Raw genomic sequence first — 14,460 nt, 5'->3', positions numbered from 1 at the left:
AACGGTCAAACGCCCCTCGCCCTCGGTTCCCAGATGAACTTGTGCATCTGCAACTGGAAACGCGCGGGCAACCCGTCCTCAAGCATCCAAGAAACAATATCCGCCGGCGCGATTTTGCCGAACACAGGGCTGAGCAGCACCGCGCGCACCTTTGCGGCCAATTCGTGTTCGCGGATTTTCGTGCGCGACCATTCGTAGTCCTCGCGCGAACCGATGACGAACTTCACCTCATCGCGCGGGCCGAGATGCGCGATATTCGCGTGGAGATTGCGTCCGCATTCCCCGCTCGACGGAGTTTTCATATCCATGATCCGGTGCACCCTCGGGTCCACCGCAGAGATGTCGTGCGCACCGCTTGTTTCCAGCAAGACGGTGCGGCCCTCGTCACAGAGCGCGGCGAGGAGGGGCACACAGCCGGGCTGCAGCAGCGGCTCCCCGCCGGTCACTTCGACCAGCGGACAAGAGAACGCGCGCACTTTGGCGAGAATTTCTTCAACCGGCATCTTGCGCCCCTCATAAAAAGCGTATTCCGTGTCGCAGTAGGTGCAGCGCAGGTCGCAAAAGGTGAGCCGCACAAACACGCACGGGAGTCCCGCCCAGGTGCTTTCACCTTGCACCGATTGGTAGATTTCATTGACCGTCAGTTTTCCCACCCCGTCGACTGTAGCGGGTCCCGGACCGCCGGCCAAACGGACAAATCACTTTTGCCGGCACGCCGGCGCGGTTAGATTCCAGCTCCGATGAAGCATCCGGAAGACGACGCCGCCCCACTGCGTGACACGCAGAGCGAACTCGACCACCGCCGCATCGTCATCGATCGCGTCGGGGTCAAGAACCTGCGTTTTCCCATCCGCGTGAAGGCGGGTCCCGGCGAACCGCAGAGCACGATCGCCACCGTGCAGCTCACCGTCGAACTGCCGCACGAATTCAAAGGCACGCACATGAGCCGGTTCCTCGAAGTGCTGCAGGCGCACGGACCGGTCCTCCACCCCGAAGATATCGGCCACCTGCTGCGCTCGCTGATCAAACGCCTGCACAGCAAACGCGCGCATCTGGAGTTCGAGTTTCCCTTCTTCCTCGAAAAAAAAGCGCCGGTCACTGGAGCCCCCGGGCTGGTTGATTACACGGCCCGCTTCAGCGCCACGGCGGACGAAAAAGGCCACGATTTGGTCACGACGGTCGTGGCCAACGTCACCACGCTCTGCCCGTGCTCGAAAGCCATCAGCGCCTCCGGCGCGCACAACCAGCGCGGACAGGTCACCCTGAGGCTGCGCTCGGAAAAACCGCTGCCCCTCGACGAGATGGTTTCCATCATCGAGCGCTCCGCCAGCAGCGAGCTTTACAGCGTCTTGAAACGGCCGGACGAAAAAGCGGTGACCGAGCGTGCCTACGCGAATCCCGTATTTGTCGAGGATGTGGTCCGCAATGTCGCGGCACACGTCATCGCCGACCCGCGCATCACGTGGTGGCAGGTCGAGGCGGAGAATTTCGAAAGCATCCACAACCACAACGCCTACGCCCTCGTGGAAAAGCACCGATGAAACACTTTTTCGCCCTTCTTGCCCTCGTCTTTGTCACCGGATGCGCGACCGCGCCGCCGCCTGAAGTCCGCCGAGCCGAGCCCGCCGCTCCCCCCGTCGCATCAGCACCCTCCGACGCGCCCGTCTGGCCCTCCGACGCGCCCGGACTCACCGCGGAATCCGCAATCCTCATCGACGCGCGGAACGGCGAAGTTCTTTTCCAGAAGAATGCCGACCAGCGCCGCCAAGTCGCCAGCACGCAGAAGCTTCTCACCGCGCAGCTCGTGGCGCGGCGCGGGAATCTCGGCGCCCCTGTCGCCATCGCCGCGGAGGACACTCATGTCGAACCGACCAAGCTCGGGATCAAAGCCGGCGAGCGTTACACGCGACGCTCGCTGCTCGAAGCCATCATGGTCAAAAGCTGCAACGATGCCTGCACCGCCCTCGCCCGCGACCACAGCGGAAGCGATGCGGCATTCGCCGCGGACATGAACCGCACGGCGTGGGCCTTGGGCGCCCGCAACTCGTATTTCCTCAACAGCCACGGCCTGCCGGCCCCGCAGTATTCCACCGCGCGTGACATGGCCCGTATCGCCTTTGCCGCCTATCGCGTGCCGGTGCTGCGCACGTTCATGCGCCAACCACGCGCCTACTTCCGACACAACAGCGGCCGCGTCACAGTGCTCAAAGCGACCAACAAACTCCTGGAACGCTCGCCTGCCTTCACCGGAATGAAAACAGGATACACCTTCGCAGCCGGACGCTGCCTCGTCTCGAGCGGGACCCTCGGCGGTCGGGAAGTCATCCTCGTCCAGCTCGGCAGCAAAACGCGCAACATTTTCGACGATGCACAGCGCGTGATGGGGTGGTCGCCCCGCAGCACATACGCCGCCGGCTCCGCCGCTTACTCGACGTTCTGAGACAGCTTGCCCGCGACAAACTCGGCCGTTTGGCGCGCCGCGGCGGGATGGCTGACACGCAGGAGATTTTCCCGCCAGCGCGCCCACTCCGCGCCGCCGTTTTCCAGCATGGCGCGGCGCACCGTGCCCACAATCGCATCCGGCGACGTGGCCAGCGCCCCCGCCCCGAGGTCGGCGAGCAATTCCACATTGCCCTCCTCCTGGCCGGCTACTACGTGGCTGATGATCATCGGTCGGGCGATGGCCAGCGTCTCCTGAACAATCGCACCGCCTGCTTTGCCGATGAAAAGGTGGCTGTCCGCGAGCAACTCGGGCATGCGGTCGGTCCAACCGTGCAAAGTGAACGAGGCCATCGGCACGTCGAGCTTCTTCAAAAACGCATGCAGGTGCTTGTGCCTTCCGGTCACCACGGAAAGCTTCACCCCGGGCAGCGAGGTGAGGCCCTGCACCACGCGAGCCACCGTCCGCCGGCTTGCCGAGGGCAGGTAAAGCAACTCCCACGGCGGACCCGGGGGCAACGGACGGCGGGCCAGTTCCTCGAAGCGCGGACTGACCGGAAAACCCATGACCACGATCTTCTCGCGCGGCGTGCCGCCACGCACCATGGCCTCGAGCGTCGGCTCATTGGCCACCAACACCCAATCGGCCGGCGCGAGATTCCAGACGCGGTTGATCACGATGGAGTCCGTGACCACCATAAAATGCGGGCAGGCGGGAACCGCTCCGCTCTTCATCAGGTCGTTCAGGATGTAGCTGTAAACGGGGTAGGTCGTGATCACGGCCGCCGGCTGCTTTTCGCGCACCAGCTTCTCCATCGCCTTCTTCAAGTTGCCCAGGGTGGGCAGCGTCCAGTCAAAGACCGGAGTTTTGTCATAAAGCCAGAAAAACGCTTTCCACGTCACCGGAACGCGCTGGATGGAAAAATTGTAGGCCACCTGCAGTGTCTTGGACGCGCGCGGATTGACCTCGACGTAGGGGTCGTGGACTTCGGGGTCGAATCCCGGCATCTGCGAGAACGCGTCTTTCAGGTTGCGCGCCGCGCTGTTGTGGCCGTCGCCGAATCCCGTGGTGAAAATGAGGATTTTTTTGTCCGCCATAAATTCAAAGTTCCGAGAGGGCTTGCTTGGCTCGCTGCCGGGCCCCCGCATCATCGCGGTTGCGGTTGGGCAACGACAGCGATTTCTCCAGCTCGCGCCGCGCTTCGGCCTTGCGTCCGGCGGCGAGATAAGCCCGCCCCAGTTCGGCGTGGAAGAGCGCGTTATCGGGCTCGAGTTCGACGGCCCTGGCGAGATTGCGGATCGCCTCGTCCTGCGAGGCGGGCGGCAGCTTGCCGTAGATCGCCTCCGCCACCCTGCGCAGCAAAGGATTCAAGGTAGCCATCTCGTAATGCCAGCGCCCGATGAAATGCCAAGCCAGCGCATACCGCGGACGCAAACGCAGGGCTTCGTCCGATTCGTTTTTGACCACGCGGGAAAGCTCCATCTTAACGCGCGGATCGCTGCTGTAGTAAGCGAGACGGCCCGCGGCCACCGCCACGGTCAGACGCGTCTCGGCGTCCGAAGGATCAAGCGTCTTCGCTTTCAGCGCGCGGTCGTAGCCGAGTTGGGCCAAACGCAACTGCTCCTTGCGCGACGAGGCGTCGAGCACCAACTCGACATACTGCTTGGCGATTTTGCGCTGCAATTCCGCATCGTTCGGGTCCACAGCGGCTGCTCTTTCGTAGGCGGCGAGCGCCTCCGCGGACTTGAACTGCTTGTCGAGAAGATCGCCCTGCTCGATCCAGTCGCCGGCGGCATGCAGGGGCCATGCCGCGAACACTAGCAAAGCAGCGCAGGCGGCAGACAGCTTCACTTGGCGAAAAGATAATGCGAGACGATCCATTCCTCCCCGCAGCGGTATCCCCAAAGACCGGCGCATGCCATGAAAAAGACGCGCCAGTAAACCCTCCACTTGGTGACGTTCTCCGGGCCGTATGTCGCAGCGAGAATCGGAGTGATTTCTTTCTCGTGGCGGTCCATGTTGGCCAGCCAAGCCTCGGATGTGCGCGCGTAATGCGTTCCGTTCACGCACCAGTGATCCCGCAATTTGAGATCATCTTGAAAATAGGCGAGCAGGTCGTCCGAAGGCATCGTCCCGCCCTCGAAAAAATACCGCGTGATCCAATCACTCGGATCCCTGCCCTCGAAATGATACGCCAGCGTCCTGTGCGTGAAAATGTGCACGAAAAGCAGGGCGCCGGGCTTCATCCAGGAGGCAACCTTGCGCAGCAGCAGCTCGTAATTCTTCATGTGCTCGAACATTTCGACCGACACCACGCGGTCGAATTCCTCCCGCGGCAGGTCCAGCTCCGCAACATTCGCCGTATGGATCTCCACGTTGCCCAGTCCGCGGCGCGCGGCCTCGCCCATGATGTATTCCTTCTGCGTCCTTGAATTGGAAACACCGAGAATCCGCGATGCCGGATACTTCTCCGCCATCCAAAGCGTGAGCGAACCCCATCCGCACCCCAACTCGAGCACGCGCTGACCGTCCCGGAGCCGCGCACGTTCGCAGCTGAGAGCCAGCATCGCTTCCTCCGATTCCGCCAGCGTCGTGTGGCGACCGGGCCAAAGGCCACCGCTGTATTTCATGCGCGGGCCCAGCACGTATTTGAAAAATTCCGTCGGCACCTCGTAATGCTGCTCGTTGGCCTCCTTGGTCTTGATCGCGACGGGCATCGACTTCAACTCGCGCACAAAATCCATAAGCGCGCGCTGCTGCCCCTCCACGCCCCCGCGGTCCTCGTCCTTGAGTTTGCGAGCGAGCAAATGGTCGATTCCCGCGCGGATGACAAAATCCGGGAGAAGTCCTTTTTCGAGAACGCGGTCGAGAAAGCTCATGGCATCCGCCGCGGCCACCACGGGAAAAACGCATTCGTGGTCCGCTGGTATTCACGGTAGTCCTCGCCGCGGGACTTCAGGGCGTGCTCCTCGGTGGCCTTGATCCCGGTGACACGCGTGAGAAAGAAATACATCAGGCCGGGAGCATAAACCGCCATCCACCCGCCCGGCGAGCCCAGCGCGTAGACAAAGTAGGCCAACCAGATCAGCCACTCGCAAAAGTAGTTCGGGTGACGGGAGTAGTTCCACAGCCCGATCCGGCAGGCCTTTGCTTTGTTCGCGGGATTCGCGCGGAAGCGGTTGAGCTGCGCATCGGCGACCGACTCGCCGAGCATGCCGGTCAACCACAGAAACATGCCGGCGTATTCGAACAAGCCGATGCCGCCGGAACCATTGATAGCAACCAGCACGAACGGCACGCTCAGCAGCGCAATCAGCGCCGCCTGCGCTTCGAAAAATCCGAAAAACATAAGCCACGTGTGACGCGGAAACTGTCCGCGCAGCGCCGCGTAGCGTCCGTCCTCCTTAGGATGATGCCTGGCCACACGGATGAGCAAATAAGTCCCCAACCGCGCCGCCCAAATCGTGACCATCAGGACCAGAGCAAAGCTTCGCGTCACCTCACCGCCGCCAATCACCGCACAGACCGCAACCACGGGAATGAATCCGTAGGACCAGAAAACATCGACAATGCCCGCGTTGTTCAACACGCGCGCCAGCAACCAGACGCCGGCCATCATGACCATTGGAATGACCAATGCGAAAACCATCAGCCGCCAGAACTCGGTCCAATCCGGCATCACGCGCACCCCCTACTCAAACCGCTCGGGCGATCCAGCGTCTCATTGTCCGCCCGCGTGTAGATCGCCTGAACCACACTGATATGACGCGTGGCAAACGCCGCCTCGCAATATGCGAGATAGTAGTCCCACTTGCGAATGAAGGTGTCGTCGAATCCCTGCGCCCGCACCGCGTCAAGCACGCGCAGAAAATTCTGCCGCCAAACATGGAGCGTCCGTGCGTAGTAAGGACCCATGTCGTCCAAATCGTGGAGAAACAGGTCTCCCGTGCGATTGAGCGCCGTGTTGACGCGACCGATGCTGTTGAGCAGCGATCCGGGAAAAATATGCCGCTGGATGAAATCCGTCCCGCGCCGCAACACGTCGTATTGCGAGTCGGGACAAGTGATGTATTGCAAGCCGAGCAACCCTTTGCGCGCCAACAAGCGGTGGCACTGGGCGAAATAACCATCGAGATATTTGTCCCCCACCGCCTCGAGCATTTCGATCGACGCGATCTTGTCAAATTGACCGTCCAGCTTGCGGTAATCCTGCAAACGCAAATCGATGCGGTCCGTCAATCCCGCCGCGGCTATCCGCCGCGACGCCTCGTCGAACTGCGCTTGCGAAATGGTCACTGTCGTCACGCGACAGCCGAAATACTTCGCCGCATGCATGGAAAATCCGCCCCAGCCGCTGCCGATTTCAAGGACGTGATCGGATGGCACCAAACGCAGCTTGCGGCAGAGCACGTCATATTTGCGCACCTGCGCCTGCTCGAGGGTCATCTCCCGGCTGTCCCAGTAGGCCGACGAATACGTCATCGTCGCATCCAACCACAGCGCGAAGAATTCGTTGCTGAGGTCGTAATGCTCGCGGATGTTGCGACGGCTGATGCGCAGGCTGTTCGGACGCAACCGGTGTGCCGCGCGGTGAGCCAGATTCATGAGCCCGATCCGCCGGTCCGTCCTGCCCGATCCCTCGAGGACCGTTGATTCATCCGCGTTGCGAATGAACCAGGCGATCACAGCAACCAGATCGTCGGTCTCCCAAAATCCGTCCATGTAGGCCTCCCCGAATCCCACCGGACCGCCCAGAACGCACGCACGGAAAAACTTGTCGTCTTTCACCCGGATCTCCGCGCGCGGCTCCTCTCCCAAACCGCCGAAAATTTTCTCGCTGCCGCCGGGCAACACCATCCTCAACCGCCCCCGCTGCATGCATCCCAGAGCCGAGAACAGGACCGATGCAAAATTCATCCAAATAATCATAGGCCAAGGCCCGTCGGCACTGGAAGAGCTTTAGGGGCGCTTGCTCAATGACTTGTGCGGACGGAACACGTCGCGCTGGTCCCCGGCGCGGCTTTCTTTCCAAAAAAACGGAACGCGTTTGAGCCAGAGCCGGAAAGCCTGCCAGTGGATAAGCGTTATGACTTTGAGCGTGATGAAGGGGAATTTGGCCGTGAACTTCGCGAGATTGCCGAAGGTCAGTTCGCGTCGTTTTCCGGTGAGCGTGCTGACGAGAACTTTCCCTTCCGCGTCATAGTCGTCGATGAAGATGCGCAAGCGCTCGTCGGGAAGGTGCAACCGGAAGTGAAACTCGAGATCGACCGGACTGAACGGCGACACGTAATACTCCTTGGGCACACGCACCTCGAAGTCGCACTTGCCTTCGGCCGAACGCGGAACGAGATAGGGCTTCAGCTCGCGGAAGGTGTTGCCCACCTCGACGACGCATGTTTCCGGCGTGCCGTCGGCATTGAAGCAAAAGTAGAGAGTGACCGGGTTGAACACATATCCGAACATGCGCGGGAAGCAGAGCATACGGATCGAGCCGGCCGGCTCGAGCGGACACCCCGAGCGCTCGAGGAACTCGCGGACATTGTCGGAGATCGGGCGGACTCTCTCGCCGTATTGGAAGTGGTCCTTGTCCCAGAGGCTGTAGATATCCGGCCGGTTGGTGCCGAAAATTTTCAGCTTCCTTGCCGCTTCATCCAATTCGCCCAGGTCGAGATAGAAATAAAAAACACGGTAGAGGAACTCGTGCTGCTTCGGGCGCAGGCGCCGGTGAAAGACGTCGCACTCGTAGAAGCACGAGTTCATGTCCACGGATCCTCGCCGCAAACCGCGTGTGCGCACTGCACGGCAGAGGCCAGCGCGTCTTCGTGAAAACCGTAGCGGAAGTAGCTGCCGCAGAAAAACACGCGCTGGTCTCGCGACTCGGCGTTGATCGACGGCAGATGGCGCTGCGCCGCCAGCGCCCCGCAGTCGAAGATCGGGTGCGTGTAGCTCGTCCGCCAAAGCACCGCCGACGGGTCGATGCGGTCGGCATAGTTGAGACTGACAAAATAATCCCGCCGGTCGGACACGCCCTGCAGCCGGTTCATGTAGTAGTGCGTGGACGGGCGCTCCCCTTCCTCACCCGGCTCCATGCGGTAGTTCCAAGCAGCCCAAGCCAGCTTGCGCCGCGGCATGACGGTCGTGTCGGTGTGCAACAGAGTTTCGTTGGCTTGGTAGCGGAAAGCCGAAAGGAGTTTGCGCTGCAGTTCCGTCGGTCTCGCAAGCAGCGCGAGCGACTCGTCGGCATGGGCGGCCAGAATCACGCGGTCAAAGTCATGCGAAGCGCCATCCTTGGTGCGGACTTTGACCCGGTCGGCCGTGACCTCCACCGAAGCGACGGGAGACAATGCATGGGCTTGCGGCAGGCCGGTCAGCATCCGCTTCACATATTCGCGCGATCCGCCGTCCACGGTGAACCAAGGATGGTGCGTGGTGACACCGAGAAAACCGTGATTGTGAAAAAATCTGACCAGCGTGGCGGCGGGAAAGTCCAACGTCCGTCCGGGAGTGATGCTCCAGATCGAAGCACTCATGGGCACAAGATAAAGCCGCAGGAAATCGTCGCCGAGCCGGTGGCGACGGACGAATTCGTCGAGCGACATCGACTCCAGCGAGTCGTCGTCCAAGGACGCGTTGGCCACGCGGAAGAAGCGCAGGATTTGCGCGAGCAGTTTGAGGAAGCGTGGACGGACCAAGTTGGCGCGTTGGGCGAAGACGCGGCTGAAGCCCATCCCGTTGTATTCGAGGTCGAGCCCCTCGTGACGGACGCTGAAGCTCATTTCGGTCGGCTTGATCGGGACGCGGAGTTCGTCGAAAAGGCGGACGAGATGCGGATACGTCACTTTGTTGAAGACCATGAACCCGGTATCGACCGGCAGAGCGCGGCCGTCCTCTTGGACTTCGACCGTGTTGGAATGGCCGCCGATGTGTTTCTCGCGCTCGAAAAGCGCCACATCGTAGCGCTTGCGAAGCAACCACGCAGCACCAAGCCCGGCGATGCCACCGCCGATGACGGCCAATCTTTCGCGGTTCATTCCGCCCGGTGCAGCGCCGGGGACGGCGCCGCGACAATGAACACGCTCACGCCGTGGCCCGCCCGCCGATGTGCTCTTCCTCGCGGTAGGCGGAAGCGGGCACGGGTTTCAACTTTCGCACGATCCCCAGCCAGGAGAGCAACTTGAGGGTGTAAAAAGTGGGGTCGAACTCCCACCAGTAGAAGCCCTGCCGCGCCGTCGCCTGGTAGCGGTGGTGGTTGTTGTGCCAGCCCTCGCCGAGCGTGATGAACGCGAGAATCATGCTGTTGCGGCTGTCGTCCTTCGTTTGATAACGCTTGTTGCCCAGCACGTGCGCCAGCGAATTGATGAAGCACGTCCCGTGGAAAAGCACCGTTGTGCTGATGAAAAATCCCCACACGAGCATCTGCAGAGGCGACGTGCCGAGCGACGGGAAAAACGACTGCAGGAACCATCCCCACGACAGCGTCACCGAAGCCAGGAAAATCGGACCGATGAGGTCGAAGCGGTTCAGAAAAACCAACTCGGGATATTTCGCGAGGTCTTTGATTTTCGAGTAATCGGTTGGAAAATTGCAGCTGCTGGTCAGCCACCCGATGTGCGCCCAGATGAAGCCCTGCATGCCGGGCGAGTGGAAATCCTCCAGTTCGTCCGAGTGTTTGTGATGATGACGGTGCACCCACGCCCACCACAACGCCCCGCGCTGCGTGCAGGTGAGGCCGAGGAACGCGGCGAGAAATTGCACGGGACGCGAAACCTCGAACGTCTTGTGGCTGAAATACCGGTGGTAAAATCCGGTGATGAGGAACATCCGCGCAAAATAAAGAAACGCCGCCGTGGCCAACGCGACCCAGCTCCAGCCGGTCCAGATCACGCCAAGGCAACCGAGATGCAGGAAGAGGAACGGCACCAAACGCCCCCATTCCATGCGCTCGGGCCGGTTGCGGATGACATCGGGATCACCCTCGAAATAATCGCTGTCGATAAAATTGATGAAGCGGCGGAGGGGCGGGACAGACGCGGCAGGCATGACTCTATTCTTCCGGCAAACCTAACTCGTGCAGCAGCCTCTGCAAGTCGTCGTTGCCATAGTATTCTATGACAATGTGGCCTTTTTGCTCGCCGTGGCGTATTTCGACGCGCGTGGAGAGACGCTGTTGGAGACGGTTCTCAAGGTGCCGCACGGCCGCGGGAACTTCGCGCGCGCCCCGGCTTCCGCGCCTCGGTCGACGTTCTTTGCGCAGATGTGCGGACACAAAATCCTCGGTCGCACGCACGGAGAGACCTCTCTTCATCACCTGCTCGGCCAGAGCCTGCTGGTCCTCGTGCGAGGGCAGTGCCAGCAGGGCTTTGGCATGGCCGACGCTCAAGCGCCCCTGCACGAGATGCGCCTGCAACCCGGCATCCAACTCCAGAAGGCGCATGGTGTTGGCAACGGCGGCGCGGCTTTTGCCGACTTTTTTGGCGATGTCTTCCTGCTTGAGCCGGAACTCCTCGGCGAGCCTTTTGTAAGCCTGCGCCTCCTCGATCGGATTGAGGTCTTCTCGCTGCAAATTCTCGACCAAGGCGAATTCAAGAACCTCGAGATCGGTCGCCTCGCGGACGATGACCGGCACTTCCTTGAGGCCTGCCTGCCCCGAGGCGCGCCAGCGGCGCTCCCCGGCGATCAATTCGTAGAGGCCGTTGACGCGACGGACGATGAGGGGCTGGATAATGCCGTTCTCGCGGATGGATTCGACAAGTTCCGAGAGATGTTCGGCCGGAAACGTGGTCCGCGGCTGCAGAGGGCTGGGGACGACTTTGGCAAGAGACACCGAGAGCACGCGATCTTCCCCGGCAGCCGCGGATGCGGTTGCAGGAGACGTCTTGGAAGGCGCAATCAAGGCGCCGAGCCCGCGTCCGAGTGCCGGTTTTGCCATGGACACGCAGTTTAACCGGACGCACGCCCCGATGGGAAGCGCGCGAAACCGAAGCGCGCGGTGACACGGAAGACGTTTCCCGTTAAAATTCCCGCTCGATGCAAAACGGGGGCCGCATGTTCGCTTGTCTGGGCTTGTGGGAGGACAGACACGCCCGCAACGGGCCGGAGCAGATGGCCTGTGACGAGGCGATTCTGGCGGAGGCGACCGGACCGGTGCTGCGTATCTTCCGTTGGTCGGGACCGTGGGTAAGCGCGGGCTATTTCGTGCCGCTGCAAAGAGCCGCTGCCGTGCGCCCCGACCTGCCCCTGTGCCGTCGTTGGACCGGCGGCGGAGTCGTGGTGCACGAGGGCGACTTTACTTTTTCCCTGGCCGTGCCGCGCGGCGAATCCTGGGCTTCCATGCGCCCCGCCGAAAGTTATCGCGTTTTGCACGAAGCCGTGGCGCGGGCGCTCGGGGCGCTCGGTGTGTCAGCGGCGCTGGCCGGAAAAACGGCCGGCGCGGGAGAAGAATGCTTCGCCAGCCCGGTAGCGCACGACCTCATGACCGGGGGACAAAAAATCGCCGGCGGCGCGCAGCGGCGGACGAGGTCGGGCCTGCTCCATCAGGGCTCGATCCAGATCCCGGACCTGCCGTCCGGCTTGGCGGAGGCGCTCGCATCGCAGCTCGCGGAGGAAGTGAAGGCTTGGACTCCGCCACCGGGGCTGGAGGAAAGGGTGCGCGCCCTGCACCGCGCGAAATATTCGCGGGAGGACTTCACCCACCTTTCTTCGCTCCCATGAAATCCTTTACAAGTAGTCACCCCGCGAAAATCCTGCCGAACCACCACCGGGGAAATTTTTCAACGAGTCCATGAAAAAATCTTCCAGCAAAACCTCATCCAAGACCGCTTCCAAAACACCCCGCAGGACAAAGACCGCCGCGGCGAAAAAAACGGCGCGGAGGAAAACGAAGGCCTCCAAGGCGCCCGAAGACGTGCACAAGTTCGAGGCCGCGCGTCCGGCCGGAAGACGCAAAGCGCCTGCGCGCGTCCTGAGGCCGAAGTCCGACATCGACAATCTCGGCGAACTGCCGCGCAGCTACGGTGATGACAGCATCTTCGTCGTCGCACAGGAACCGCACCGCCTTTTTTGCTATTGGGATTACACGCTGACCGACGGGCTTGACGGGCAGGTCTTCCTCCGCCATCGCCGGGAAGACTCGGACGAAGCCGAGGGTGAAGTGGCAGTGCCGGGTGAATCCAACAGCTGGTATCTCGCAGTGCGTGAAGCCGATGCGGGCTACGTTGTCGAATTGGGCGTCTATGACCACGGAAAGTGGCGAGTCCTCACCCGCTCCGGCGCGGTCCTCACCCCGAGAGACTCGCTCGCCGGCCCCGGTGATCCGGTCTTCGCCAACATGCCTTTCCACGCAACATTCCAGCAGCTCGTGGAGAAGTTGCGCGGCGAGATGCGCGAAGGCGAAAGCCTCGCCGAAGCGCTGGCTCGCCTGCAGAAGCGCGGCGATGTCTCGGTTTCGAACCTCACGGCGGCGCAGCGCATCTCGCTCGACACGCTGCTTTCGACAGAACTCGGCTCGCTCACCTCCGGCGACCTCGGGCGATTCCTCAGTTCGCCCGGGGCGAGCCTGTTCTCGGGCGGATTTGCACCGACTTCGTGGCCGGCACCAAGCTCCTGGACGGAGGCAGCGGGCGGGGTTTCCAGCGGTTTTTTGGCATTGTTCGGCTTGATCGGCGCCTCGTGGAGCAGCGCCGGAGCCTGGTCGTCGGCCCTGTCCAGCTGGTCGTTTTCCGCCATGTCGAGCTGGAGCGGCGCAAGCTGGGGAGCGGAAAGCAGCTGGCTGTCGAGTTGGCGCACCGCTCCACGCGGCTTTTTCATGCATGTGAACGCCGAGGTGATTTTTTACGGGGGCACGCACCCCGATGCCAAAGTCACCATCGACGGCAAGCCCGTCGCCCTGCGTCCGGACGGAAGCTTCCGCTACCATTTCGTCTTTCCCGACGGGAAATACGAGATCCCCGTCGAGGCAACGTCGCCCGATGGCGTGGAAACGCGGCGTGCGGTTTTGCGCTTCGAACGCACCACGGGTCGCGAAGGTGATGTGGGATCCACCGCGCAACCGTCTCTCGGCGCACCGGTCGGGCGGCAGGCGTAAGTTTGTTTTCCCGGGCGCAGCGGATCGGATAAATTGACGGGCGTGCCCGCCCCTGATGATGCGCTGACCGGCGCCTACCTCGATTATTTGCGCGACGAGCGCAACGCCTCGCCGCGGACGTTGGACAATTACGACCGCGCCCTCCGCGGGGCGGCGGAGTTTCTGGGCGCAAAGTCCTGGCACGACGCGGGACCCGAGGATTTCCGCGCGCACCTGTTCGAGATGATGAAGCGCAACCGGTCGCGAGCGACCATCCGCCTCGAATTCGCCGCGCTGCGCAGCTTTTACAGGTTTCTGTGCGAGCGCAAAGGCCTCGCGAAGAATCCGCTTCTCGACGTCGCGCTGCCCAAGGCGGAGAAGCGGCTGCCGGTCTTTCTGACCACGTCGCAGATCGAGTCTCTCCTGCGCGCCCCGCACCAGACCGAACCTGAAAAGCAGGCGCCCGTCTGGATGCCGTGGCGCGACGCTGCCATCCTCGAGCTTTTTTACTCGAGCGGTTTGCGGCTGGCGGAACTCGCGGCTTTGGATGTGCGCAGCATCGACCCGTTCAACGAGACCATCCGCGTGCTGGGCAAAGGGTCCAAAGAGCGCGTGGTGCCGGTCGGCGAACCCGCGCTCCAAGCCATCCAAGAATACAGGCACCGCGCGCGGGTGGACTCCGGCCCGCTGTTCATCAACAAGCTGCGCAAGCGCCTCGGCACCTCGTCCATCTGGAAAATGGTCAAAAAATACCTTCGCCTCGCGCAGATCCCCGTGCCTGCAAGTCCGCACAAGTTGCGCCACAGCTTCGCCACGCACCTGCTCGATGCGGGGGCCGATCTGCGCAGCGTGCAAAGCCTGCTGGGCCACGCGAGTCTCTCGACCACGCAGATTTACACCCACGTGACGACGGAGCGGCTGAAGAAGGCCTACGATGACGCCCACCCGCGGGCGTAGA

15 protein-coding genes are annotated in these 14,460 nt (G+C 62.1%); 5 read left to right on the top strand and 10 right to left on the bottom strand.

Annotation, left to right across the window (positions count from 1 at the left end; translation table 11 throughout):
• Nucleotides 1–5: 5 nt before the first annotated feature.
• Nucleotides 6–653, bottom strand: coding sequence for a radical SAM protein (locus tag FGM15_01900; protein MBU3664620.1), 648 nt, complete (start codon nt 651–653; stop codon nt 6–8).
• An 87-nt stretch (nt 654–740) separates the two neighbouring features.
• Between FGM15_01900 and FGM15_01895 the strand changes: the two genes are divergently transcribed.
• Nucleotides 741–1,541 (top strand): GTP cyclohydrolase I FolE2, encoded by an 801-nt coding sequence (locus FGM15_01895; GenBank protein MBU3664619.1) that lies wholly within the window; start codon nt 741–743, stop codon nt 1,539–1,541.
• Nucleotides 1,538–2,440 (top strand): D-alanyl-D-alanine carboxypeptidase, encoded by a 903-nt coding sequence (locus FGM15_01890; GenBank protein MBU3664618.1) that lies wholly within the window; start codon nt 1,538–1,540, stop codon nt 2,438–2,440. Before FGM15_01895 ends, FGM15_01890 begins: the two co-directional genes overlap by 4 nt.
• On the opposite strand, the gene FGM15_01885 is transcribed toward FGM15_01890, so the two are convergent.
• The 9 genes from FGM15_01885 to FGM15_01845 all read right to left on the bottom strand — a co-directional run bounded on the left by FGM15_01885 (nt 2,425) and on the right by FGM15_01845 (nt 11,369).
• Nucleotides 2,425–3,591, bottom strand: a complete 1,167-nt coding sequence (locus FGM15_01885; protein MBU3664617.1) for a hypothetical protein — start codon at nt 3,589–3,591, stop codon at nt 2,425–2,427. The two genes, FGM15_01890 and FGM15_01885, sit on opposite strands and share 16 nt — an antisense overlap.
• Nucleotides 3,542–4,357 (bottom strand): tetratricopeptide repeat protein, encoded by an 816-nt coding sequence (locus FGM15_01880; GenBank protein ID MBU3664616.1) that lies wholly within the window; start codon nt 4,355–4,357, stop codon nt 3,542–3,544. Before FGM15_01880 ends, FGM15_01885 begins: the two co-directional genes overlap by 50 nt.
• Nucleotides 4,288–5,319 (bottom strand): class I SAM-dependent methyltransferase, encoded by a 1,032-nt coding sequence (locus FGM15_01875; GenBank protein ID MBU3664615.1) that lies wholly within the window; start codon nt 5,317–5,319, stop codon nt 4,288–4,290. The genes FGM15_01880 and FGM15_01875 overlap by 70 nt, the downstream gene beginning before the upstream one ends.
• The gene (locus FGM15_01870) at nt 5,316–6,119 is read right to left on the bottom strand and encodes a DUF1295 domain-containing protein (GenBank protein ID MBU3664614.1); all 804 of its coding nucleotides are present in this window, start codon (nt 6,117–6,119) and stop codon (nt 5,316–5,318) included. Before FGM15_01870 ends, FGM15_01875 begins: the two co-directional genes overlap by 4 nt.
• Nucleotides 6,119–7,297: a class I SAM-dependent methyltransferase gene (locus tag FGM15_01865; GenBank protein ID MBU3664613.1), complete on the bottom strand. Its 1,179-nt coding sequence runs from the start codon at nt 7,295–7,297 to the stop codon at nt 6,119–6,121. The genes FGM15_01870 and FGM15_01865 overlap by 1 nt, the downstream gene beginning before the upstream one ends.
• 102 nt (nt 7,298–7,399) lie before the next feature.
• The gene (locus tag FGM15_01860) at nt 7,400–8,200 is read right to left on the bottom strand and encodes a DUF1365 domain-containing protein (protein ID MBU3664612.1); all 801 of its coding nucleotides are present in this window, start codon (nt 8,198–8,200) and stop codon (nt 7,400–7,402) included.
• Nucleotides 8,197–9,471, bottom strand: coding sequence for an FAD-dependent oxidoreductase (locus tag FGM15_01855; GenBank protein MBU3664611.1), 1,275 nt, complete (start codon nt 9,469–9,471; stop codon nt 8,197–8,199). The genes FGM15_01860 and FGM15_01855 overlap by 4 nt, the downstream gene beginning before the upstream one ends.
• A 46-nt stretch (nt 9,472–9,517) precedes the next feature.
• Nucleotides 9,518–10,480 (bottom strand): acyl-CoA desaturase, encoded by a 963-nt coding sequence (locus tag FGM15_01850; protein ID MBU3664610.1) that lies wholly within the window; start codon nt 10,478–10,480, stop codon nt 9,518–9,520.
• A gap of 4 nt (nt 10,481–10,484) precedes the next feature.
• Nucleotides 10,485–11,369, bottom strand: coding sequence for a ParB/RepB/Spo0J family partition protein (locus FGM15_01845; protein MBU3664609.1), 885 nt, complete (start codon nt 11,367–11,369; stop codon nt 10,485–10,487).
• 98 nt (nt 11,370–11,467) lie between these two features.
• On the opposite strand from FGM15_01845, the gene FGM15_01840 reads away from it, so the two are divergent.
• From FGM15_01840 to FGM15_01830, 3 genes are all read left to right on the top strand, one after another.
• Nucleotides 11,468–12,151 carry a hypothetical protein gene (locus FGM15_01840; GenBank protein MBU3664608.1) on the top strand — a complete coding sequence of 228 codons (684 nt, stop codon included), beginning with the start codon at nt 11,468–11,470 and terminating at the stop codon, nt 12,149–12,151.
• 70 nt (nt 12,152–12,221) lie between these two features.
• A complete protein-coding gene (locus tag FGM15_01835; GenBank protein MBU3664607.1) occupies nt 12,222–13,523 on the top strand; it encodes a DUF4912 domain-containing protein in 1,302 nt (433 codons plus the stop codon).
• 42 nt (nt 13,524–13,565) lie between these two features.
• Nucleotides 13,566–14,459, top strand: coding sequence for a tyrosine recombinase XerC (locus FGM15_01830; GenBank protein MBU3664606.1), 894 nt, complete (start codon nt 13,566–13,568; stop codon nt 14,457–14,459).
• Nucleotide 14,460 lies beyond the last annotated feature (1 nt).

The sequence above is a fragment of the Chthoniobacterales bacterium genome (assembly GCA_018883245.1).
Lineage (GTDB): Bacteria > Verrucomicrobiota > Verrucomicrobiia > Chthoniobacterales > JACTMZ01 > JACTMZ01.
The sequence above is the reverse complement of the archived record's forward strand: the minus strand, read 5'-3'. Positions and strand labels throughout refer to the sequence as shown.

What these genes read in the sequence shown, in the direction of transcription:
- FGM15_01895 (MBU3664619.1), top strand. Translation starts at nt 741, where the DNA reads ATGAAGCATCCGGAAGACGACGCCGCCCCACTGCGTGACACGCAGAGC.
- FGM15_01890 (MBU3664618.1), top strand. Translation starts at nt 1,538, where the DNA reads ATGAAACACTTTTTCGCCCTTCTTGCCCTCGTCTTTGTCACCGGATGC.
- FGM15_01885 (MBU3664617.1), bottom strand. Translation starts at nt 3,591, where the DNA reads ATGATGCGGGGGCCCGGCAGCGAGCCAAGCAAGCCCTCTCGGAACTTT.
- FGM15_01880 (MBU3664616.1), bottom strand. Translation starts at nt 4,357, where the DNA reads ATGCGCCGGTCTTTGGGGATACCGCTGCGGGGAGGAATGGATCGTCTC.
- FGM15_01875 (MBU3664615.1), bottom strand. Translation starts at nt 5,319, where the DNA reads ATGAGCTTTCTCGACCGCGTTCTCGAAAAAGGACTTCTCCCGGATTTT.
- FGM15_01870 (MBU3664614.1), bottom strand. Translation starts at nt 6,119, where the DNA reads ATGCCGGATTGGACCGAGTTCTGGCGGCTGATGGTTTTCGCATTGGTC.
- FGM15_01865 (MBU3664613.1), bottom strand. Translation starts at nt 7,297, where the DNA reads ATGGTGTTGCCCGGCGGCAGCGAGAAAATTTTCGGCGGTTTGGGAGAG.
- FGM15_01860 (MBU3664612.1), bottom strand. Translation starts at nt 8,200, where the DNA reads ATGAACTCGTGCTTCTACGAGTGCGACGTCTTTCACCGGCGCCTGCGC.
- FGM15_01855 (MBU3664611.1), bottom strand. Translation starts at nt 9,471, where the DNA reads ATGAACCGCGAAAGATTGGCCGTCATCGGCGGTGGCATCGCCGGGCTT.
- FGM15_01850 (MBU3664610.1), bottom strand. Translation starts at nt 10,480, where the DNA reads ATGCCTGCCGCGTCTGTCCCGCCCCTCCGCCGCTTCATCAATTTTATC.
- FGM15_01845 (MBU3664609.1), bottom strand. Translation starts at nt 11,369, where the DNA reads ATGGCAAAACCGGCACTCGGACGCGGGCTCGGCGCCTTGATTGCGCCT.
- FGM15_01840 (MBU3664608.1), top strand. Translation starts at nt 11,468, where the DNA reads ATGCAAAACGGGGGCCGCATGTTCGCTTGTCTGGGCTTGTGGGAGGAC.
- FGM15_01835 (MBU3664607.1), top strand. Translation starts at nt 12,222, where the DNA reads ATGAAAAAATCTTCCAGCAAAACCTCATCCAAGACCGCTTCCAAAACA.